The organism is Kitasatospora terrestris (assembly GCF_039542905.1).
Lineage (GTDB): Bacteria > Actinomycetota > Actinomycetes > Streptomycetales > Streptomycetaceae > Kitasatospora > Kitasatospora terrestris.
This window is the reverse complement of sequence record NZ_BAABIS010000001.1, coordinates 2,326,111-2,347,082: the sequence shown is the minus strand read 5'-3', so window position 1 is coordinate 2,347,082 and position 20,972 is coordinate 2,326,111. Positions and strand designations below refer to the sequence as shown.

The window sequence follows — 20,972 nt, the reverse complement described above, 5'->3', positions numbered from 1 at the left end:
CCTGAAGTGACTGATCGCTTTTCTTCCCACGGTGCTCACTTCGCCTTCACCGACCGGTGGGGCGGGGTGAGCACCGTGCCGTACGGGGAACTCAACCTCGGCGGCGCCGTCGGCGACGACCCGGCGCACGTCCGGGAGAACCGGGCCCGCGCCGCCCGCTCGCTCGGGCTCGACCCGGCCGACGTGGTCTGGATGAACCAGGTGCACGGCGCGGACGTCGCGGTGGTGACGGCGCGGCAGCCCGACGGCGAGGCGCCGACCGTGGACGCCGCGGTCACCGACCGCCCGCTGGCGCTGGCCGTGCTGACCGCCGACTGCACCCCGGTGCTGCTGGCCGACCCGGTCGCCGGCGTCGTCGGCGCCGCGCACGCCGGCAGGCCCGGCCTCGCCGCCGGGGTCGTCCCGGCCGTGGTCCGGGCGATGGTCGGGCTCGGCGCCGAGCCGGGCCGGATCACCGCCGCCACCGGTCCCGCCGTCTGCGGCCGCTGCTACGAGGTGCCGGCCGAACTGCGCGCCGAGGTCGCCGCCGTCGTCCCGGCCGCGTACGCCGAGACCTCGTGGGGCACCCCCGCACTGGACGTGGCCGCCGGCGTCGCCGCGCAGCTCGCCGAAGCGGGCGTCACCGAGCTGGTGCGATCATCTGTCTGCACCCTTGAGTCGACCGACCACTTCTCCTATCGCCGCGAGCAGCGGACCGGGCGGCTCGCGAGCTACGTCTGGTTGGGCTCCGATAACTCATGACGAACGACATCTACGGTCCGTTCCCGGGCGGCCCCGACTGGCTGGCCGCCCTGACGGACCGGCAGCGCTCCCGGTACGAACAGCTCGGCACCAACCTGGAGGTGGTCGAGCGCCGGATCGCCGACGCCTGCGCCGCCGCCGGGCGGAAGCGGGAGGACGTGACCCTGGTCGTGGTCACCAAGACCTACCCGGCCGAGGACACCGCGCTGCTGGCCGGCCTCGGCGTCACCGACGTCGCCGAGAACCGCGACCAGGACGCCGCCCCCAAGGCCGAGACCTGCCTTGAACTCCCCTTGACCTGGCACTTCGTCGGTCAACTGCAGACCAACAAGGTGCGCTCGGTGGTCCGCTACGCCGACCTGGTGCACTCGGTGGACCGCGCGCGGCTGGTCGAGTCGCTCGCCGCCGCCGTCGCGAAGGCCGAACGCGCCCCGCTGGGCTGCCTGGTGCAGGTCGCGCTCGACAAGGCGGACGGGGAGGGCGAGCACCGCGCGGGCGTGGCGCCGTCCGGGGTCGCCGCGCTCACCGACCTGATCGCCGACACGCCCGGGCTGCGACTGGAGGGCGTGATGACGGTCGCTCCGCTGGCCGGCCCGCTGGCCGGCGACCCGGCCGCCGCCTTCGCCCGCCTCGCGGAAATCGCAAGCGCCGTACGCGCGTCGCATCCGGCTGCCACGATGGTCTCGGCAGGCATGAGCGGGGATCTGGAGCAGGCGATCGCCGCCGGAGCGACACACGTACGCGTCGGTACGGCGGTGCTCGGTGTGCGGTCACCGCTCGGGTAACGTCACCGAGTAGGTAGATCAGACTGCAAGACAAAATAGGACAGAACCTAGCAGCTTTCAGCTGACCGGTAAACCACCCTTCCGGCCTGACGGGCCGTCGGCCGATCGGCCGTGAGGGCGGCGGCGCAACGGAGGAGAAGGCATGGCCGGCGCAATGCGCAAGATGGCGGTCTACCTCGGCCTCGTGGAGGACGAGACGTACGACGGCCAGGGGTACGACCCCGACGACGACTACGACGCGGACCCCGAGCCGATCCGGACCGGTCGGACCGAGGACCTGCGAGGCGCCGCCGCGGCAGCCGCCCCCGCCCCGGCCCAGCCGGCGCCCGTCGCGCACATCGCGCCCCAGCCGGTGCCCGCCGCCGTGCCGATCCGGCAGGAGGCTCCGCGGATGGCCCCAGTGTCGTCCATCACACCCGACCGCCGTCACAACGTGGAGAAGAGCGCCCCGGTGATCATGCCCAAGGTAGTGAACGAACGAGAGCCCTACCGCATCACCACGCTGCACCCCAGGACCTACAACGAGGCCCGTACCATCGGGGAACAGTTCCGCGGCGGGACTCCCGTGATCATGAATTTGACCGAGATGGACGACACGGACGCCAAGCGGCTCGTAGACTTCGCCGCTGGACTCGTCTTCGGTCTGCACGGCAGTATCGAGCGCGTGACACAGAAGGTGTTCCTGCTGTCGCCTGCTAACGTCGATGTCACGGCGGAGGACAAGGCTCGGATCGCCGAGGGTGGGTTCTTCAACCAGAGCTGACCCGGCCACGACTTTACGTGTGGATCCATTGACAGCGTGTCACTGACGGGGCGTCGGCCAGGGAGAGGGAGACGGAATGGGGATCGTCGGATCGGTGCTCTACTGGGTGCTGACCGTGTTCCTGTTGATCCTGCTCTTCAGGCTCGTCATGGACTGGGTCTTCCAGTTCGCCCGCTCGTGGCGGCCCGGCAAGGCCATGGTCGTGGTGCTGGAGGCCACGTACACTGTCACGGATCCGCCGCTCAAGCTTCTTCGGCGTTTCATTCCGCCGTTGCGTCTCGGGGGCGTGGCGCTCGACCTGTCCTTTTTCGTCCTGATGATCATTGTGTATGTCCTGATCTCGCTCGTGCGGTCCCTGTCGTTCTGAGCGATACGACAGGATCCCCGGTGTGCCGACGATCACGTTGAGGTGAAGAGATGCCATTGACCCCCGAGGACGTTCGGAACAAGCAGTTCACGACCGTCCGGCTTCGCGAAGGCTATGACGAGGACGAGGTCGATGCCTTCCTCGACGAGGTCGAAGCCGAGCTGACCCGCCTGCTGCGCGAGAACGAGGACCTGCGGGCCAAGCTGGCCGCCGCCACCCGTGCCGCCGCGCAGAACCAGGCCAACATGCGCAAGGAGCAGCAGGCTCCGCAGGACCAGCAGCGCCCTGGCGCGCCGGTGCCCGCCGCCATATCCGGCCCCCCGGTGCCCGGCCAGCAGCAGGGCCCCGGTCCGCAGCAGATGGTCGGCCCGCAGCAGGGCATGGGCAACCAGCCGCTCGGCCTCCCGTCCGGTGCCCCGCAGCTCCCGGCCGGCCCGATGGGCCAGCCGCAGCAGATGGGCCAGCCGCAGCAGATGGGTCAGACCATGGGCGGCCAGCAGCAGCTGGTGCAGCCGATGGGCGGCCAGATGCTGCAGCCGATGGGCGGTCCGATGGGCCAGCCGCAGATGGGCCAGACCATGGGCGGCCAGCAGCAGCTGGCGCCGATGGGCGCCCCGATGCAGCAGATGGGCGGCCCGCTCGGCGGCCCGATGGGCCAGCCGCAGCAGCAGCCCGGCGGCGACAGCGCCGCCCGCGTGCTCGCGCTCGCCCAGCAGACCGCCGACCAGGCGATCTCCGAGGCCCGTTCCGAGGCCAACAAGATCGTCGGCGAGGCCCGCAGCCGCGCCGAGGGCCTGGAGCGCGACGCCCGTGCCAAGGCCGACGCCCTGGAGCGGGACGCGCAGGAGAAGCACCGCGTCGCGATGGGCTCCCTGGAGTCCGCCCGCGCCACGCTGGAGCGCAAGGTCGAGGACCTGCGCGCCTTCGAGCGCGAGTACCGCACGCGCCTGAAGTCGTACCTGGAGACCCAGCTGCGCCAGCTGGAGTCGCAGGCCGACGACTCGCTCGCCCCGCCGCGGATCCCCGCCACCGCTTCGCTGCCGCCGGCCGCGTCGTCGATGGCGCCCGCCGGTGCCGGCGCGATGTCGTCCGCGACCCCGAGCTTCGGCGGCCAGAACTCCTTCGGTTCCGGCGCCCCGAGCTTCGGCGGCCAGAACAACTTCGGTGGGGCGACCCCGAGCTTCGGCGGCCAGCCCGGCAACGGTGCCCCGCAGATGGCTCCGGCCGGGATGACCCAGCCGATGGCTGCGGTCCGTCCGCAGCCGCCGCAGCCGATGCAGCAGGCGCCCGCGCCGATGCGGGGCTTCCTCATCGACGAGGACGGCGACAACTAGGCTCCGCCAACGGCAGCGCCCCCGTCGTGACTTCGGTCACACGACGGGGGCGCTGCCGTTGGCGCGGAGGTCCGGGGGAAGGGGTCCGGGGCGCAGCCCCGGACCCCTTCCTGTCAGGCCTTCTTGAGCTGGAAGACGAGGCCGAGGGACTCGTCGGTGAAGGACTCCGACTCCCAGTCGGCGGCGCCGGCGGCGAAGTCGGTGGCGAGGACCTCGTCGGCGACGAGCCGGCCGTGCTCGGCGATGGCCTCGGCGGTCTCCTCGTTGGCGGCCCGCCAGCGCAGGACGATCCGGTCGGCGACGTCCAGGCCGGAGTTCTTCCGGGCCTCCTGGATGCCGCGGATCGCGTCACGGGCGATGCCGAGCCGCTTGAGCTCCGGGGTGATCGTCAGGTCGAGGGCGACGGTGGCACCGGACTCGTTGGCGACGGCCCAGCCCTCGCGCGGGGTCTCGGTGATGATCACCTCGTCCGGGGAGAGCTCCACGGTCTCGCCGTCCAGCTCGACCGAGGTGGTGCCGGTGGCCCGCAGCTCGGCGGCGAGCCGGGCGGCGTCCGCGGCGGCGACCACCTTGGCGACGTCCTGCACGCCCTTGCCGAACCGCTTGCCGAGCGCGCGGAAGTTGGCCTTGGCGGAGGTGTCGACCAGGGAGGCGCCGACCTCGGCGAGCGACTCCAGGGCGACGACGTTCAGCTCCTCGGCGATCTGCGCCCGCAGGTCGGTCGGCAGCTCCTCCCAGCCCTGGGCGGCGACCAGTGCGCGGAGCAGCGGCTGACGGGTCTTCACCCCGGACTCGGCCCGGGTGGCGCGGCCGAGCTCGACCAGCCGACGGACCAGCGCCATGTTGCGCGACAGCTCCGGGTCGACCAGCGCCTCGTCGGCGACCGGCCAGGAGGCGAGGTGCACGGAGACCGGCGCGTCCGGGGCGACCGGGACGACCAGGTCCTGCCAGACCCGCTCGGTGATGAACGGGGTGAGCGGGGCCATCAGGCGGGTGACGGTCTCCAGCGCCTCGTGCAGGGTGGCGAGCGCCGCGGCGTCGCCCTGCCAGAAGCGGCGGCGGCCGCGCCGCACGTACCAGTTGGAGAGGTCGTCGACGAAGGCGGAGAGCAGCTTGCCGGCCCGCTGGGTGTCGTAGGCCTCCAGTGAGAGGTCGACCTCGCGGACCAGGGCGTTGAGCTCGGAGAGCACCCAGCGGTCCAGCAGCGGTCGGTCGGCGGGCGCCGGGTCGGCCGCCGAGGGCGCCCAGCCGGCGGTGCGGGCGTAGAGGGCCTGGAAGGCGACGGTGTTCCAGTAGGTCAGCAGCGTCTTGCGGACGACCTCCTGGATGGTGCCGTGGCCGACGCGCCGCGCGGACCAGGGCGAGCCACCGGCGGCCATGAACCAGCGCACGGCGTCGGCGCCGTGCTGGTCCATCAGCGGGATCGGCTGCAGGATGTTGCCCAGGTGCTTGGACATCTTGCGGCCGTCCTCGGCGAGGATGTGGCCGAGGCAGACCACGTTCTCGTACGAGTTCCTGTCGAACACCAGCGTGCCGACGGCCATCAGCGTGTAGAACCAGCCGCGGGTCTGGTCGATCGCCTCGGAGATGAACTGCGCCGGGTAGCGCTTCTCGAACAGCTCCTTGTTCTGGTACGGGTAGCCGTACTGGGCGAACGGCATGGAGCCCGAGTCGTACCAGGCGTCGATCACCTCGGGGACGCGCACCGCGGTGCCGGCGCAGGTGGGGCAGGCGAAGGTGACGTCGTCGATGAACGGGCGGTGCGGGTCCAGCCCGGACTGGTCGGTGCCGGTGAGCTCGGAGAGCTCGGCGAGCGAGCCGACGCAGGTGAGGTGGTCGTCCTCGCAGCGCCAGATCGGCAGCGGGGTGCCCCAGTAGCGGTTGCGGCTGAGCGCCCAGTCGATGTTGTTGTTCAGCCAGTCGCCGAAGCGGCCGTGCTTGACGTTCTCCGGGTACCAGTTGGTGGCCTCGTTCTCCCGGATCAGGGCGTCCTTGACCGCGGTGGTGCGGATGTACCAGGACGGCTGCGCGTAGTAGAGCAGCGCGGTGTGGCAGCGCCAGCAGTGCGGGTAGCTGTGCTCGTACGGCAGGTGGCGGAAGAGCAGGCCGCGGGCCTGGAGGTCGGCGACCAGCGCCTCGTCGGCCTTCTTGAAGAAGACGCCGCCGACCAGCGGGACCTCCTCCTCGAAGGTGCCGTCGGCGCGGACCGGGTTGACCACCGGCAGGCCGTACTTGCGGCAGGTCGCGAGGTCGTCGGCGCCGAAGGCGGGCGACTGGTGGACGATGCCGGTGCCGTCCTCGGTGGTGACGTACTCGGCGTTGAGGACGTAGTGCGCGTCCTCGATCTCGACCAGGTCGAACGGGCGGCGGTAGACCCAGCGCTCCATCTCGGCGCCGGTGAAGGACTCGCCGGTGGTCTCCCAGCCCTCGCCGAGCGCCTTGCCGACCAGCGGCTCGGCGACGACCAGGCGCTCGGTGCCGTCGGTGGCGACCACGTAGGTGACGTCCGGGTGGACGGCGGCGGCGGTGTTGGAGACCAGGGTCCACGGGGTGGTCGTCCAGACCAGCAGCGCGGCGGTGCCGGCCAGCGGGCCGGAGGTCAGCGGGAAGCGGACGTAGACCGAGGGGTCGACCACGGTCTCGTAGCCCTGGGCCAGCTCGTGGTCGGACAGGCCGGTGCCGCAGCGCGGGCACCAGGGGGCGACCCGGTGGTCCTGGACCAGCAGGCCCTTGTCGAAGATCTGCTTGAGCGACCACCAGACCGACTGGATGTACGACGGGTCCATGGTCCGGTACGCCTCGTCGAGGTCGACCCAGTAGCCCATCCGCTCGGTGAGCTTCACGAACTCGTCGGTGTGGCGGGTCACCGACTCGCGGCACTTGGCGTTGAACTCGGCGATGCCGTACGCCTCGATGTCCTGCTTGCCGGAGAAGCCGAGCTCCTTCTCGACGGCGAGCTCGACCGGCAGGCCGTGGCAGTCCCAGCCGGCCTTGCGGGCGACGTGGTAGCCCTTCATGGTCCGGTAGCGCGGGAAGACGTCCTTGAAGACGCGGGCCTCGATGTGGTGGGCGCCCGGCATGCCGTTGGCGGTCGGCGGACCCTCGTAGAACACCCACTCGGGGCGGCCCTCGGACTGCTCCAGCGTGCGCTGGAAGACCTTGTTGTCCTGCCAGAAGCTGAGGATCTGGTGCTCGACCGCGGGCAGGTCGACCTGGGCGGGGACGGAGTTGTAGGTGGTCACTGGGCCTCCGACGGATGCGTGGACTGGCTTCCGACGGAGGGACGAGACGGCGTGCCGTCCCGCGGTACCACCCTCCTTGGCCGCGGACTGCTTCCCGCGACCCTCTCCTTGGGTTTTGCTGCCGGTTCTACTGGGCCCTGACCTGGGCCGTTCTTCCGGCGGCTCCGGGGTGATCTTCCCGCCGCGCACACCCCCGGGCTCACACCGTCCCCGGGTCGCTCCTGGCTGCGTACGTCGGTACTCGTCCCATCTGCGCCTCGCAGGCTCAGTGTATCGGGCATCGCAACCCGGATTAGCCGATGACGATCTGGGCACAACTTGGGAAGCACTCGTGCGGCGGCGGCTGCCCGGGTGGGTTCGACGAGCTGCATCGGTATGTCCCGTTGTGACCGGATTCGATGGGGATTATCGTTCCGGCACTGGCAAGATCGTCGGGAACCGACGGTTCGAATTATTCGTAAATGAGGTCGAAAGCCATGGCTGAGAAGGCAACAGGGACCGTGACCAAGAGGTCGCGAAAGGCTGTGGCGGGCGACCCAGGGGAGGGGACCGTGAGCACTGCACGGCGTAAGACCAGCACCGGCACCGGCCACGCGGCGGCGACCAGCCGCACCCACGTGGCGGCGGGCAGCGGCGCCCGGGGCGGCGCCGAGTCGGTCGACCCGGCCGAGCTGCCGGTCCGCCCTGGTGAGGAGCCCTGGACCTCCGCCGAGGTCGCCGAGCTGCACGCCGAGCTGGAGACCGACCTGCACCGGCTGCGGGCCGAGATCGAGGCCGCCGAGGCCGCCATCGCCGGCCTGATGCGCGACTCCAACGACGGCGCCGGGGACGACCAGGTCGACGCCGGCACCAAGAACATCAACCGGGAGAGCGAGCTCTCGCTCGCCAACAACGCCCGGGACAGCCTCGCCCAGACCGAGCGCGCCCTGAGCCGCCTGGAGGGCGTCGGCTTCGGCCTGTGCGAGTCCTGCGGCCAGCCGGTCGGCAAGGCCAGGCTCCAGGCCTTCCCGCGCGCCACGCTCTGCGTCAGCTGCAAGGCCAAGCAGGAGCGCCGGTAGCCGGGCGGCTCCGCGGACTCCGCCAACGGCGGGGTTCGGAGGGAGGCCACGGGGGCGGGCGGTGCCGTAGGCTCGTCCCCAGTACCTCGTCCACCTTGCACACGGCAGCGGAGCGGATCATCAGCACTCCAGGTTCCCCCCAGACCCAGGACGACGCCGTCCCCACCGCGCGCACCCCGCAGGACGGCCCGGAGGCCGGCGTGGACGAGACCGCGGGCGTTTCCCAGGACCCGCAGCCGGTCGGAGCCACCGCCGCCGGGGGCCGTGACCTGGCCCGCCGCAAGCGGGTCGGCGTGCTGCTGGTCGTCGCGCTGCTCGCCTACCTGATCGACCTCGGCTCCAAGCTGCTGGTGGTCGCCAGGCTGGAGGGCCACGCGGCCATCCGGGTCATCGGCGACCTGATGAACTTCCAGGTCATCCGCAACCCCGGCGCCGCGTTCGGGATGGGCCAGGCGATGACCGTGGTGTTCACCGCCATCGCCGCCGCCGTGATCGTGGTCATCTGGCGGATCGCCCGCAAGCTGTACAGCCTGCCCTGGGCAATCGCGCTGGGCCTGCTGCTGGGCGGCGCGCTCGGCAACCTCACCGACCGCCTCTTCCGCTCGCCCGGGGTGTTCCGCGGCCACGTGGTCGACTTCATCTCGGTGCAGCACTTCGCGGTCTTCAACCTCGCCGACTCGGCGATCGTCTGCGGCGGCATCCTGGTGGTGCTGCTGTCCTTCCGCGGCTCCAACCCGGACGGGACCACCCACCACGGCGCCAAGAAGGCCCCCGCCGAGGCCCCCGCGGCCTCCCCGGACGACCGGGCGTAGAACCCGGGTGTGCCGCTTGCGGCATACTCGTACGGATGAGTACCGCAGCGCAGACCCGCAGCCTCCCCGTTCCCGACGGCCTGGAGGGCGAGCGCCTCGACGCCGCCCTCGCCCGGATGTTCGGCTTCTCCCGCACCAAGGCGGCCGAGCTGGCCGCCGACGGCAAGGTGATGCTGGACGGCGCCGTCGCCGGCAAGTCCGACCGGGTCACCGCCGGCGCCTGGCTCGAGGTCGAGATCCCGGCGCCCGCCGCCCCCGTGCAGGTGGTCGCCGAGCACGTCGAGGGCATGCGGATCATCCACGACGACGAGCACGTCGTGGTCATCGACAAGCCGGTCGGCGTCGCCGCCCACCCCAGCCCCGGCTGGACCGGCCCGACCGTGATCGGCGGCCTCGCCGCCGCCGGCTACCGGATCTCCACCTCCGGCGCCGCCGAGCGCCAGGGCGTCGTCCACCGGCTCGACGTCGGCACCTCCGGGATCATGGTCGTGGCCAAGTCCGAGATCGCGTACACCGACCTCAAGCGGCAGTTCCACGACCGGGTCACCGAGAAGAAGTACAACGCCCTCGTCCAGGGCCACCCCGACCCGTTGTCCGGCACCGTCGACGCGCCGATCGGCCGCCACCCCTCCTCCGACTGGAAGTGGGCGGTCACCCGCGACGGGAAGCCGTCCGTCACCCACTACGACCTGATCGAGGCGTACCGGGCCGCGTCGCTGCTCGACATCAAGCTGGAGACCGGCCGCACCCACCAGATCCGGGTGCACATGTCCGCGCTGCGCCACCCCTGCGTCGGCGACCTCACCTACGGCGCCGACCCGACGCTCGCCAAGCGGCTCGGCCTCACCCGGCAGTGGCTGCACGCGGTGTCGCTCGGCTTCGAGCACCCCGGCGACGGGCAGTGGGTGCAGTTCAGCAGCGAGTACCCGGCCGACCTGCAGAAGGCGCTCGACGTGATCTCCTCGGAGAGCTGAGCCGTGGCCGAGACGATCCTGGTCGCGGACGGCGACGAGCGGCTGGAGCAGGTCCGGGCGGTCCGCCGCGAGGTGTTCGTCGAGGAGCAGGCCGTCCCCGAGGAGCTGGAGTACGACGCGTACGACGCCACCTCGGTGCACCTGCTGGCACTCGGCGAGGACGGCGCGCCGCTCGGCACCGGCCGGCTGATCCACGGTCCGCAGGCGCTGGAGCTGACCGGCGGCAAGGGCGGCCGGGTGCTGCTCGGCCGGCTCGCCGTGGTCAAGGCGGCCCGCGGGACCGGGCTCGGCGCGCGGCTGGTCCGGGCGATCGAGCAGGCCGGCCGCGAGCACGGCGGCACCGAGCTGGAGCTGCACGCCCAGGTCCAGGCGCTCGGCTTCTACGAACGCCTCGGCTACACCGCGGAGGGTCCGGTCTACGACGACGCCGGGATCCCGCACCGCACGATGACCCGGACGCTGTAGCGCGATCCCGGTGCCCTCGTGGGGCGCCCTCGTGAAGACCACCAGGGGCCCGTCGACCGCTCAGGGGTCGGAGCGGGCCCGGGGCAGCGCCTGCGGGTGGTGGTCGCGCAGGTGGGCGATCAGGTGCTCGCGGACGGCGAGGCGCAGGTCCGCGGTGTCGTCGGGGGAGCGGGCGGTCATGGCGGCGCGGACCACGATGGTGCTCGGCGTGGTGTCGGTGACCTGCAGCGACCACTCCTTGCCGTCCCAGAGCCCGCTGCCGCTCAGGTAGGCGTGGAGGGCGGTGCGCAGCTCCTCGACCGGGGCGGTGTGGTCGAGGTGGAGCAGCACCCAGCCGAGCAGCCCGGGGTCGCGGCGGGTCCAGTTCTCGAAGGGCTTGGAGACGAAGTACGAGGTCGGCACGGTCATCCGCCGGTAGTCCCAGAGCCGGAGCACCAGGTAGGAGAGGGTGATCTCCTCGACGGTGCCCTGCTGGCCGTCGACCACCACGGTGTCGCCGATCCGGACGGTGTCGCTGAAGGCGATCTGCAGGCCCGCGAAGAAGTTGCCGAGGGTGGACTGGGCGGCGATGCCGGCCACGATGCCGAGGACGCCGGCCGAGGCGAGCAGGCCGGCGCCGACGGTGCGCATGGTCTCGAAGGTGAGCAGCATCGACCCGGCGGTGACCACCCAGACCAGTGCGCCGGCGACCCGGCGCAGCAGGGAGAGCTGGGTCTGCACGCGCTGCACCCGGGAGGCGTCCTCGGTGACCGTCTCGTACCGGGTGCGGACGGCCTCCAGGGCGGCGGCGACCACCCGGACGGCGAGCCAGCCGCAGGCGGCGATCAGGACCAGCAGCAGCAGGTGGCGCAGGTCCTCGTCGTCCTCGATGCCGGAGATCCGCTGCAGCGGCTCGGCGGCGAGCAGGATCGAGGTGAGGACCACCAGCTGGAGCGGGGCCCGGCAGCGGCGCAGCTGCTCCCAGACGGGGGCCTCCGGGTGCCGGGCGGCGAGGCGTTGCAGGAGTCGGTCGACGACCCGGCCGATCAGCAGGGTCGCGAGGACGGCGGCGAGCAGGCTGACGAGTGGCCAGAGCACGGAACACCTCGCGGAGGACTTTTCCGTACCATATATTCCGTTTCGTCCGCCGGTGACGGTGTGTCGGTCGGACGGTGTGTCAGCGCGGTCGGGCCTGCGGCGTACGTGTCAGGCATATGATCGGACGGAGAGCGGATCGAGCCCGGGGGGTGGCGCGGTGGCGTCGGAGTACGAGGTCACGGACGGCGAGCTGATGGAGGTCGCCGCGGATCCGCAGCAGGCCGCCTCGCTGCACAAGGCACTGCGCACGCTGGCCGGGAACTCCTCGGTCGGCGAGGAGCTGCAGGCGCTGGCCCGGGACGCGCTCTCCGGGCGGATCGGCATCCGGGAGATGATCGAGTCCCCGCGCTACCTGGCGGCGGTCGGCGCCAAGCTGGACGAGATGCGCGAGGCCGCCGAGCGGATGTCCCCCGAGGAGCGGAAGGCCTCCGAGCAGCGCGCCGAGAAGATGCGCGAGGAGCTGCCGGAGGACCAGCGCGACAGCCTGGACGAGAGCCGTGAGGAGCGCCTGGAGGCGGAGCGCGACCGGTACTGAACCGGCCCCGACCCCTGGCGTTCGAGCCGTCTTCAAGTGGGCTTACGGGTTCCCTACTTCGGCCCCGCTTAGGATCGTGGTCCATGAGCTTCGGTGGGGCGTGGCGCGGACGGTTCAGGTGGCGCGGACGCCGGGTGGGCCGCGGGACGCTGGTGGTGGCGCTGGTCGCCGTGCTGGCACTGGCGGGGTTCGGGGCGGTCGCCGCCTCGGGCTCCTCGCAGCCGTCCGTCCGGCAGGAGGACCGGTTCCTGGAGCTTCCGGAGACCCCCGGCAGCGCCGAGCGGGTCCGGATCGACACCTCCTTCTTCACCACCGGCGACGGACGCCGCCCGGCGGTGCTGCTGGCGCACGGCTTCGGCGGCTCCAAGGAGGGCGAACGGGACCGGGCCCAGCAGCTGGCCCGCTCCGGGTACGCGGTGCTGACCTGGTCGGCGCGCGGCTTCGGGCACTCGGGCGGCCGGATCGGCCTGAACGCCCCCGACCGCGAGGTGCAGGACGTCAAGGCCCTGGTCGACTGGCTGGCCCAGCGCCCCGAGGTGCAGCTGGACGGCCCGGGAGACCCGCGGGTGGGCATCACCGGCGCCTCGTACGGCGGCGCGATCTCGCTGCTCGGCGCCGCGTACGACTCCCGGATCGACGCCGCCGCGCCCGGCATCACCTGGTGGAACCTCGGCGACGCGCTCTTCCCGCAGGGTGTGCGGGGCGGCGGCGCGGCGGACGGCGTGTTCAAGAAGCTGTGGGCCGGGCTGTTCTTCACCACCGGTTCGGCGAGCGGGCTGACCGACGGCCGGGGCCCCGGCGGTGCCCCGCAGGGCGGCGCGGGCGAGCAGCAGGGCCCGGTCGGCTGCGGCCGGTTCCTGGACGAGCTGTGCGCGATGTACGACCGGGTCGCGGTGAACGGGCGGGCGGACGCCGAGGCGCTGGCCGTGCTCGACCGCTCCAGCCCGTCCTCGGTCGGCGACCGGATCAAGGTCCCCACCCTGGTGGTGCAGGGCCAGGTCGACTCGCTCTTCCCGCTCGACCAGGGCGACCGGATCGCCCGGGCGGTCGCCGCCAACGGCGCGCCGGTCGCGGTGGACTGGTTCGCCGGCGGCCACGACGGCGGCCTGGAGACCAGCGACCGGGTGGACGCCCGGGTCACCGCCTGGTTCGACCACTACCTGGCCGGGAAGTCCACCGACACCGGCCCGCCCTTCCGGCTGACCCGCACCGGCGGCCTGGACTCCACCGGCTTCCAGGCCGTGCTGCGCGGCGCCGAGGCGCCGAGCTACCCCGGCCTGGACGGCACCGGCCGGCGGACCGTGGAGCTGGCCGGCCGGGAGCAGACCGCGGCCAACCCGCCCGGCGGCGCCCCGCCGAACCTCTCCACCCTGCCCGGCATCGGCGCGCTCGCCCAGCTCTCCTCGGCGGGCGCCGGCCTGGCCGTCGACTTCCCCGGCCAGTACGCCGCCTTCGACTCCGCCCCGCTGGACGGCCCGCTGCACCTGACCGGCGCCCCGAGCGTCCCCGTCCGCGTGCGGGCCGACCGGCCGGAGGCGGTGCTCTTCGCCAAGCTGTACGACGTCGGCCCGGACGGGCGGCAGAGCCTGCCGCAGCAGCTGGTCGCCCCGCTGCGGGTCACCGGCGCGGACGCGCCCGGCGGCCGGACCGTCGAGGTGGTCCTGCCCACCGTCGACCACGCCTTCGAGGCCGGGCACCGGCTGCGGCTGGTGCTCGCCGCCACCGACCTGGCGTACTGGTCGCCCACCGAGCCGGCGACCTACCGGATCGCCGCGGCCGGCCCGCTGACCGTGCCCACCGTCGACGGCCTGCACACCGAGGCCGCACCGCTGCCCGCCCGGACCTGGCTGCTGCCGCTGGTCGCGCTCGCCGTCGCCGCGCTGCTGCTCTTCGGTCACCGGCTGCGCGGCCGCCGCTTCCGCACCCCGGCGCCGGACCCGGCGCTGGCCGGGGTGCCGCTGCAGATCACCGGCCTGTCCAAGCGCTACAAGGGCTCGACCGACCGGTACGCGGTCCGCGAGCTGGGCTTCCGGGTGGAGCAGGGCCAGGTGCTCGGCCTGCTCGGCCCCAACGGCGCCGGCAAGACCACCACGCTGCGGATGCTGATGGGCCTGATCCGGCCCGACGAGGGCGAGATCCGGATCTTCGGCCACGCGATCCGGCCCGGCGCGCCGGTGCTCTCCCGGGTCGGCGCCTTCGTCGAGGGCGCCGGCTTCCTGCCGCACCTCACCGGCCGGGCCAACCTGCACCTGTACTGGCAGGCCACCGGCCGGCCCGAGGGCGACGCGCACTTCGAGGAGGCGCTGGAGATCGCCGGACTCGGCGAGGCGCTGGACCGCGCGGTGCGCACCTACTCGCAGGGCATGCGGCAGCGCCTGGCGATCGCCCAGGCCATGCTCGGCCTGCCGGACCTGCTGATCCTCGACGAACCCACCAACGGGCTCGACCCGCCGCAGATCCGCGAGATGCGCGAGGTGATGATCCGGTATGCCGCCGCCGGGCGCACCGTGATCGTCTCCAGCCACCTGCTGGCCGAGGTCGAGCAGTCCTGCACCCACCTGGTGGTGATGGACCGCGGCCGCCTGGTCACCGCCGGGCCGGTCGCCGAGATCGTCGGCGCGGGCGAGCTGCTGCTGGTCACGGTGGCGCGCGAGTACGAGGCGGACGAGCTGGCGGTGGCCGCCGACAAGCTGGCCGCGCTCGGCGGGGTCGGCGAGGTGCAGCCGGTCGACGGCGGGCTGCTGGTCCGGCTGGACGGGCTGCCCGCGAGCCGGCTGACCGCGGAGCTGGTGCGGCTGGGGGTGCCCGTCGAGGGCGTCGGGCCGCACCGGCGGCTGGAGGACGCGTTCCTGTCCCTGATCGGAGGTGCGGCATGAGTGCCACGGGTGTTGCGGACGGCCGGGTCGCGGCGGAGGGCTACCGGCCCGGGCGCACCCTGCCGCTGCGGGTGGAGGCGCTGCGCCAACTGCGGCGCCGGCGCACCATGGTGGTCGGCGGGGTGCTGTTCGCGATGCCGTTCGTGGTGCTCGGCGCGATCTGGATCGGTGGCTCGCCCGGCCGGGAGAACCGCACCTCGTTCATCGAGCTGGCCACCTCCTCGGGGCTGAACTTCGCCACCACCATGCTGTTCATGGGCACCGGGTTCCTGCTGGTGATCCCGGTCGCGCTGTTCTGCGGCGACACGGTCGCCTCCGAGGCCAGCTGGTCCTCGCTGCGCTACCTGCTGGCCGCCCCGGTGCCGCGGGCCCGGCTGCTGGCCCGCAAGCTGACCGTGGCGCTGGCCTTCTCGGCGGCCGCGGTGGTGCTGCTCCCGCTGGTCGGACTGGCGGTGGGCACCGCCGCGTACGGCTGGGGCGACCTGAAGCTGCCCACCGGGGTCAGCCTCCCCGCCGGGGAGGCGCTGCCGCGCCTGGCGGTCGCGGTGGCCTTCGTCTTCCTCAGCGAACTCGTGGTCGGGGCGCTGGCGTTCTGGCTCTCCACGGCCACCGACGCGCCGCTCGGCGCGGTCGGCGGCGCGGTCTTCGCCTCGATCGTCACCGGCGTGCTGGACGCGGTCACCGCGCTCGGCTCGCTGCGCGAGTGGCTGCCCGCGCACTGGCAGTACTCCTGGGCCGACGCGCTCCAGCCACAGGTGGAGTGGGGCGGCATGCTGCAGGGCGTCTCGCTGTCGGTGTCGTACGCGATCGTGCTGGTCGCACTGGCCTTCCGCGGCTTCGCCCGCAAGGACGTGGTCTCCTAGCCTTCCCTTTCCTTACTCATCACTCCCTTTCCGCTGCTATGGTTGATGCGGAAAGGGAGTGAAGCGTGCAGTACTACTCGGTGGAGCAGGTCGCGGAGCTGCTCGGTCTGCACGTCCGGACCGTGCGCGGATACATCCGCGAGGAGCGGCTGCGGGCCACCCGGATCGGCAAGCAGTACCGGATCGCCCGGGAGGACCTGGAGGCGTTCACCGGCGCCCCGGCCGAGGCGGCACCGGCCCACCGGCACGTCGAGGTCTCCTCGATCGTCCGGATCGAGGGCATCGACGCGGTCGCGGCCGGGCGGCTGAGCACCGCCGCGCTGGCCGGTGCCACCGGCCGGCGGCCGGACGGCACGCAGCTGCGGGTGCAGACCGTGCACGACGCGGAGCGCGCCACGCTGCAGGTGGTGGTGCTCGGGTCGCCGGGGGCGACCGCCGAACTCCTGCGCATCGTCGAGGTGCTGGCCGAGGAGATGGAATGACGCGACGGACGGACGAGCTGGAGCAGGTCGGCGCGGTGCCCGTGCTGTTCTGCGCGGCGGGCGGCGCGCCGATCGACGGCGACCGGGCGGCCGGCGACCTGGTCGGCGCCGCCTTCTCGCACGGCGCGCAGTGGATCGCGGTGCCGGTCGGGCGGCTGCCGGAGGAGTTCTTCCGGCTGCGCACCCGGCTGGCCGGTGACGTCGTCCAGAAGTTCGCCACTTACCGCCTGGGCCTGGCGGTCCTCGGCGACATCTCCGGCCACCTGGAGTCCGGTACGGCGCTGCGCGACTTCGTCCGCGAGTCCAACCGCGGCACCCAGCTCTGGTTCCTCCCCGACGAGGACGCGCTGCGCGCGAAGCTGCTCTAGCGGGCCGGTGCGCTTCGTCCCGATCTCCCCCGTGCCGTGGAACGGGCGTTCGGCCCGGACGCCGGGCGCGGGGGTGACGGGGCGTCAGTGGTACGGACCGGTTCCTCAGCGGATCGGGGACCAGGCGCGCTCGATCTGCTGGGTGCCGGAGCGGGTCCGGTAGGAGCGGGCCCACTTGGTGGTGGCGTCCTGGCGGGTGCGGTCGGAGAGCACGTAGTAGTCCATCTGCACCTGGTCGGGGGTGATGTCGAGGACGCCGTAGCCGTGCGAGTCGAGGTCGACCCACTTCACGTGGCGGTTGGCGGCCTGGATCGCCGCGGCGGCGACCAGCGACAGGGTCTGCGGGGCCACCTTGAGGAAGTCGTCGATGTTGTCCGAGGTCACCGACGTGACCACGAACTCGGTCGCGGCGCTGCCGGAGAACGGGTAGGTGGCCGCCTCGTACGGGACGTCGCCGGCCCAGGCGGAGTGGATGTCGCCGGTCAGGAAGACGGTGTTGCGGATGCCGTGGGACTTGAGGTGGCCGAGCAGTTCGCGCCGGTCGTGGGTGTAGCCGTCCCACTGGTCCGGGTTGACCGCGAGGCCCTCCGCGGGCAGGCCGAGCAGCTGGGCGAGTGGGCGCAGCAGGTAGTCGGGCAGCGAGAGGAAGGCGACCGGGGAGATCATCACCTCGTTGCCGATCAGCCGCCAGGTGGTGTCGGAGGAGGCCAGTCCGGCCTTCAGCCAGTCGAGTTGGGCGCGGCCGGTGATGCTGCGGTCGGCCGAGTCGACGCTGCCGCTGCCGGCGGCGGCCTGCTGGGAGCGGTAGGAGCGCAGGTCGAGCAGGTGCAGGTCGGCCAGCTTGCCGTAGCGCAGCCGGCGGTAGGTGGTGCCGGCGACCGAGGGCCGGACCGGCATCCACTCGAAGTAGGCCTGCTTGGCGGCGGCGACCCGGTCGGCCCAGGCGCCCTCGGTGCCGGGGGTGTGGTTCTGGGCGCCGCCGGACCAGGCGTCGTTGGCGAACTCGTGGTCGTCCCAGATCGCGATGGTGGGGACGGCGGCGTGCAGCGCCTGCAGGTCCGGGTCGGTCTTGTAACGGCCGTGCCGGGTGCGGTAGTCGGCGAGGCTCAGGATCTCGTGGGCGGGTGCGTGCGGGCGCACCACGCTGCCGCGGGCGCAGAACTCGCCGGACTTGTACTCGTAGATGTAGTCGCCGAGGAAGAGGAAGGCGTCCAGGTCGCCGCGGGCGGCCAGGTGGCGGTAGGCGGAGAAGTAGCCGGCCTCCCAGTTGGCGCACGAGGCGACGCCGAGGCGCAGGTGACCGAGGGCGGCGTCGGCGGCCGGGGTGGTGCGGGCGCGGCCGGTGGGCGAGGTGGTGCCGCCGGCGGTGAAGCGGTACCAGTACGCGGTGTCCGGGCGCAGGCCGCGGACGTCGGCCTTGACGGTGTGGTCGGTGGCGGCGGTGGTGGTGACGCTGCCGGTGGCGACGATCGTGGTGAAGGTGCGGTCGGCGGAGAGCTGCCAGGTGACCGGGGTGTCGGGGCCGAGGCCCGAGCCGGGGACGGCCTCCGGGACGGGGGGTGACCCGGGTCCACAGCAGGATGCCGTCGGGCAGCGGGTCGCCGCAGGCGACGCCGTGCAGGAACTGCGGGGCGGACGCGGCGGTGGCCGTGCCGCCCGCGGCGGTCAGGGGGAGGGCGGCCGCGCCGGCGGTGAGCGCGGCGGCCTGGATGACCCGGCGGCGGCGCGGCCGGGCGGGGGACAGGGAGTCGGTGGGCTCAGTCACAGGATCCGAGACTTACTGATCGGTAATCAGATGTCCAGAGTGTGGACAGATTGTTCGTCGGCTTTTCATCTCTCGACCAACTGTGCGATCAGTGGCCGGAATTGACCGTGCGTGGAGGGTTCCCGAAGCCATGTGACGTATGCAATTGTACATGTCACCCAAGCACGTTCCTCTCCCCACGGAGGCCCCACACCGTGCGCTCCTTCCGCATGTCCCGAACCCTGTTCACCCTGTTGCTGGCGTGCTGCCTGGCCGTCGGCGCCTTCTCCGCACGCGGCCACGCGGCCCCCCGGCCCGCCCCGCAGGCGGACCGCCAGGCTCCGCGGCCTGCCGCCGGCTCCGCCCCCACGGACGCCGTCGACGGCCGCACCGCGCTCAGCGAGCGGGCCCCGCGCACCACCGACTCGCTCCGGCCGCAGCCGTCGAAGCCGGCCCCGCGCGCCCTCGCCGCGGCGGCGGCCTGCAACGTCTCCGACTTCACCACCCGCACCGGCGGCGCCCTGGTCACGGCGGTCAAGGGGGCGAGCGTCGACTGCGTCAACTCGCTCTTCCCGCTGACCGGTTCGGACGCCTACGGCGCGTTCCGCGAGGCCCAGATGGTGGCCGTGGCCGGCGCCCTGCGGGACGTCTCCGCGAGCTACCCCGGCGACAACTCCGGCTCCGCCACCCAGCTGGTGCTCTACCTGCGGGCCGGCTACTTCGCGCAGTGGTACCACCCCGCCGACGTCGGCCCGTACGGCAGCGCGCTGCAGACCGCGATCCGCGGCGCGCTGGACGCCTTCTTCGGCTCCGCGCACTCCCGCGACGTGACCGACGCCAACGGGCAGACCCTCTCCGAGGCGGTCACCCTGATCGACAGCGCCGCCGAGAACGCCCGCTACCTGTCGGTCGTCAAGCGCCTGCTGAGCGGCTACAACTCCTCCTACAACGCGTCCTGGTACATGCTCGCCGCGGTCAACAACACCTACACCGTGCTGTGGCGCGGCCACCAGAACGCCGACTTCGTCACCGCGGTGCAGAACGACGGCAGCGTGCTCACCACCCTGGACGCCTTCGCCACCGCCAACAACGCGCTGCTCGGCGGCGGCCAGGGCTACCTGGTCTCCAACGCCGGCCGCGAACTCGCCCGCTTCCTGCAGCACCCGGCGCTCCAGCCGACCGTGCGGCCGCTGGTCAAGCACCTGCTCGACCAGTCCACGATGACCGGCCGCACCGCCGCGCTGTGGGTCGGCGCGGCCGAGATGACCGCCGAGTACGACGCCGCGAACTGCGCCTACTACGGCACCTGCGACCTGGCGAACCGGCTCAAGGCGGCCGTGCTCACCACCAGCTACACCTGCAGCCCGAGCATCCGGATCGTCGCCCAGCAGATGAGCGCCACCGAACTCGCCGACAGCTGCACCAGCCTGCTGGGCCAGGACGCGTACTTCCACGGCGTGGTCCGCGACGGCGGCCCGGTCGCCGGCGACACCAACACCACCATCGAGGTCGACGTCTTCGACTCCAGCGCCGACTACCAGACCTACGCCGGCGCGATCTTCGGCATCGACACCGACAACGGCGGCATGTACCTGGAGGGCAACCCGGCCGCCGCCGGCAACCAGCCGCGCTTCGTCGCCTACGAGGCGGAGTGGGTCCGGCCCGCCTTCCAGATCTGGAACCTCAACCACGAGTACACCCACTACCTCGACGGCCGCTTCGACATGTACGGCGACTTCAACGCCGGCCAGGCCCAGCCCGCCGTCTGGTGGATCGAGGGCTTCGCCGAGTACGTCTCCTACTCCTACCGGGGCGTCACCTACACCGACGCGCAGACCCAGGCCGGCCGGCACACCTACGCGCTGTCCACGCTCTTCGACACCACCTACGACAACGCCGACTCCACCCGGATCTACAACTGGGGCTACCTGGCGGTCCGCTACATGCTCCAGTCGCACCGGGCCGACGTCGACGCGGTGCTCGCCAAGTACCGCGCCGGTGACTGGACCGGCGCCCGCACCTACCTGAAGTCCACCGTCGGCACCCGCTACGACGCCGACTTCAACAGCTGGCTCACCGCCTGCTCGGCCGGCAACTGCGACTCCGCGCCGCAGGCCCCCGAGTGCACCGGCGCCGACACCCGGCAGCTCGGCAAGGACTGCCGCCGCTCCGGCCTGGCCGCCACCACCGGGAACTACAGCTACCTGTACCTCTACGTCCCGGCCGGCACCGCCCGGCTCACCGTCACCTCCGCCGGCGGCACCGGCAACGCCGACCTGTACTACAGCGGCTCCACCTGGGCCACCACCGGCGCCTACACCGCCCGGTCCACCGGCTCCGGCAACGGCGAGACGCTGACGATCACCAACCCGCCCGCGGGCTACCACTACATCAGCCTGTACGCCCAGGCCGGCTTCAGCGGGGTGTCGGTGACGACCTCCTTCTGACCGCCCTTTCCCGGGGCCCGGTCCGCCACGGCGGGCCGG

17 protein-coding genes and 1 pseudogene are annotated in these 20,972 nt (G+C 72.6%); 15 read left to right on the top strand and 3 right to left on the bottom strand.

The window, feature by feature from the left end; translation table 11 throughout:
* The first annotated feature begins 6 nt into the window (after positions 1-6).
* The 5 genes from pgeF (at position 7) to ABEB06_RS10795 (ending at position 3,990) form a co-directional block, all read left to right on the top strand.
* Positions 7-741 (top strand): peptidoglycan editing factor PgeF, encoded by a 735-nt coding sequence (gene pgeF, locus ABEB06_RS10815; RefSeq protein WP_345696614.1) that lies wholly within the window; start codon positions 7-9, stop codon positions 739-741.
* Positions 738-1,526, top strand: coding sequence for a YggS family pyridoxal phosphate-dependent enzyme (locus tag ABEB06_RS10810; protein ID WP_345696613.1), 789 nt, complete (start codon positions 738-740; stop codon positions 1,524-1,526). Before pgeF ends, ABEB06_RS10810 begins: the two co-directional genes overlap by 4 nt.
* 142 nt (positions 1,527-1,668) lie before the next feature.
* Positions 1,669-2,289: a cell division protein SepF gene (locus ABEB06_RS10805; protein WP_345696612.1), complete on the top strand. Its 621-nt coding sequence runs from the start codon at positions 1,669-1,671 to the stop codon at positions 2,287-2,289.
* 76 nt (positions 2,290-2,365) lie between these two features.
* Entirely contained in the window at positions 2,366-2,656 is a 291-nt protein-coding gene (locus tag ABEB06_RS10800) for a YggT family protein (protein WP_253799182.1), read from the top strand.
* A 50-nt stretch (positions 2,657-2,706) separates the two neighbouring features.
* Positions 2,707-3,990: a DivIVA domain-containing protein gene (locus tag ABEB06_RS10795; protein WP_345696611.1), complete on the top strand. Its 1,284-nt coding sequence runs from the start codon at positions 2,707-2,709 to the stop codon at positions 3,988-3,990.
* 113 nt (positions 3,991-4,103) lie between these two features.
* Here the strand turns inward: ABEB06_RS10795 and ileS are convergent, their stop codons facing one another.
* The gene (gene ileS, locus ABEB06_RS10790; RefSeq protein WP_345696610.1) at positions 4,104-7,232 is read right to left on the bottom strand and encodes an isoleucine--tRNA ligase; all 3,129 of its coding nucleotides are present in this window, start codon (positions 7,230-7,232) and stop codon (positions 4,104-4,106) included.
* Between the two features lie 551 nt (positions 7,233-7,783).
* Here ileS and ABEB06_RS10785 point away from each other — a divergent pair.
* From ABEB06_RS10785 to ABEB06_RS10770, 4 genes are all read left to right on the top strand, one after another.
* On the top strand, positions 7,784-8,290 hold the full coding sequence (locus ABEB06_RS10785) for a TraR/DksA family transcriptional regulator (RefSeq protein WP_345696609.1): 507 nt from the start codon (positions 7,784-7,786) through the stop codon (positions 8,288-8,290).
* 95 nt (positions 8,291-8,385) lie between these two features.
* The gene (gene lspA / locus ABEB06_RS10780) at positions 8,386-9,102 is read left to right on the top strand and encodes a signal peptidase II (RefSeq protein WP_345696608.1); all 717 of its coding nucleotides are present in this window, start codon (positions 8,386-8,388) and stop codon (positions 9,100-9,102) included.
* A gap of 35 nt (positions 9,103-9,137) precedes the next feature.
* The gene (locus ABEB06_RS10775; RefSeq protein ID WP_345696607.1) at positions 9,138-10,076 is read left to right on the top strand and encodes an RluA family pseudouridine synthase; all 939 of its coding nucleotides are present in this window, start codon (positions 9,138-9,140) and stop codon (positions 10,074-10,076) included.
* Between the two features lie 3 nt (positions 10,077-10,079).
* Entirely contained in the window at positions 10,080-10,541 is a 462-nt protein-coding gene (locus ABEB06_RS10770; RefSeq protein ID WP_345696606.1) for a GNAT family N-acetyltransferase, read from the top strand.
* Between the two features lie 60 nt (positions 10,542-10,601).
* Here ABEB06_RS10770 and ABEB06_RS10765 read toward each other — a convergent pair whose 3' ends face one another.
* Entirely contained in the window at positions 10,602-11,618 is a 1,017-nt protein-coding gene (locus ABEB06_RS10765; protein WP_345696605.1) for a mechanosensitive ion channel family protein, read from the bottom strand.
* 157 nt (positions 11,619-11,775) lie between these two features.
* Between ABEB06_RS10765 and ABEB06_RS10760 the strand changes: the two genes are divergently transcribed.
* From ABEB06_RS10760 to ABEB06_RS10740, 5 genes are all read left to right on the top strand, one after another.
* A complete protein-coding gene (locus ABEB06_RS10760; protein WP_345696604.1) occupies positions 11,776-12,153 on the top strand; it encodes a hypothetical protein in 378 nt (125 codons plus the stop codon).
* An 83-nt stretch (positions 12,154-12,236) separates the two neighbouring features.
* Positions 12,237-15,029: an alpha/beta fold hydrolase gene (locus ABEB06_RS10755; RefSeq protein ID WP_345696603.1), complete on the top strand. Its 2,793-nt coding sequence runs from the start codon at positions 12,237-12,239 to the stop codon at positions 15,027-15,029.
* Entirely contained in the window at positions 15,026-15,892 is an 867-nt protein-coding gene (locus tag ABEB06_RS10750) for an ABC transporter permease (protein ID WP_345696602.1), read from the top strand. Before ABEB06_RS10755 ends, ABEB06_RS10750 begins: the two co-directional genes overlap by 4 nt.
* A 65-nt stretch (positions 15,893-15,957) precedes the next feature.
* Positions 15,958-16,374: a helix-turn-helix domain-containing protein gene (locus ABEB06_RS10745; RefSeq protein ID WP_345696601.1), complete on the top strand. Its 417-nt coding sequence runs from the start codon at positions 15,958-15,960 to the stop codon at positions 16,372-16,374.
* A complete protein-coding gene (locus ABEB06_RS10740) occupies positions 16,371-16,742 on the top strand; it encodes a DUF4180 domain-containing protein (RefSeq protein WP_345696600.1) in 372 nt (123 codons plus the stop codon). The genes ABEB06_RS10745 and ABEB06_RS10740 overlap by 4 nt, the downstream gene beginning before the upstream one ends.
* Positions 16,743-16,847: 105 nt before the next feature.
* Here ABEB06_RS10740 and ABEB06_RS10735 read toward each other — a convergent pair.
* A pseudogene (locus ABEB06_RS10735) lies at positions 16,848-18,507 on the bottom strand (alkaline phosphatase D family protein).
* A gap of 209 nt (positions 18,508-18,716) precedes the next feature.
* Between ABEB06_RS10735 and ABEB06_RS10730 the strand changes: the two are divergent.
* Positions 18,717-20,933: a M9 family metallopeptidase gene (locus ABEB06_RS10730; RefSeq protein ID WP_345696599.1), complete on the top strand. Its 2,217-nt coding sequence runs from the start codon at positions 18,717-18,719 to the stop codon at positions 20,931-20,933.
* Positions 20,934-20,972: the final 39 nt, after the last annotated feature.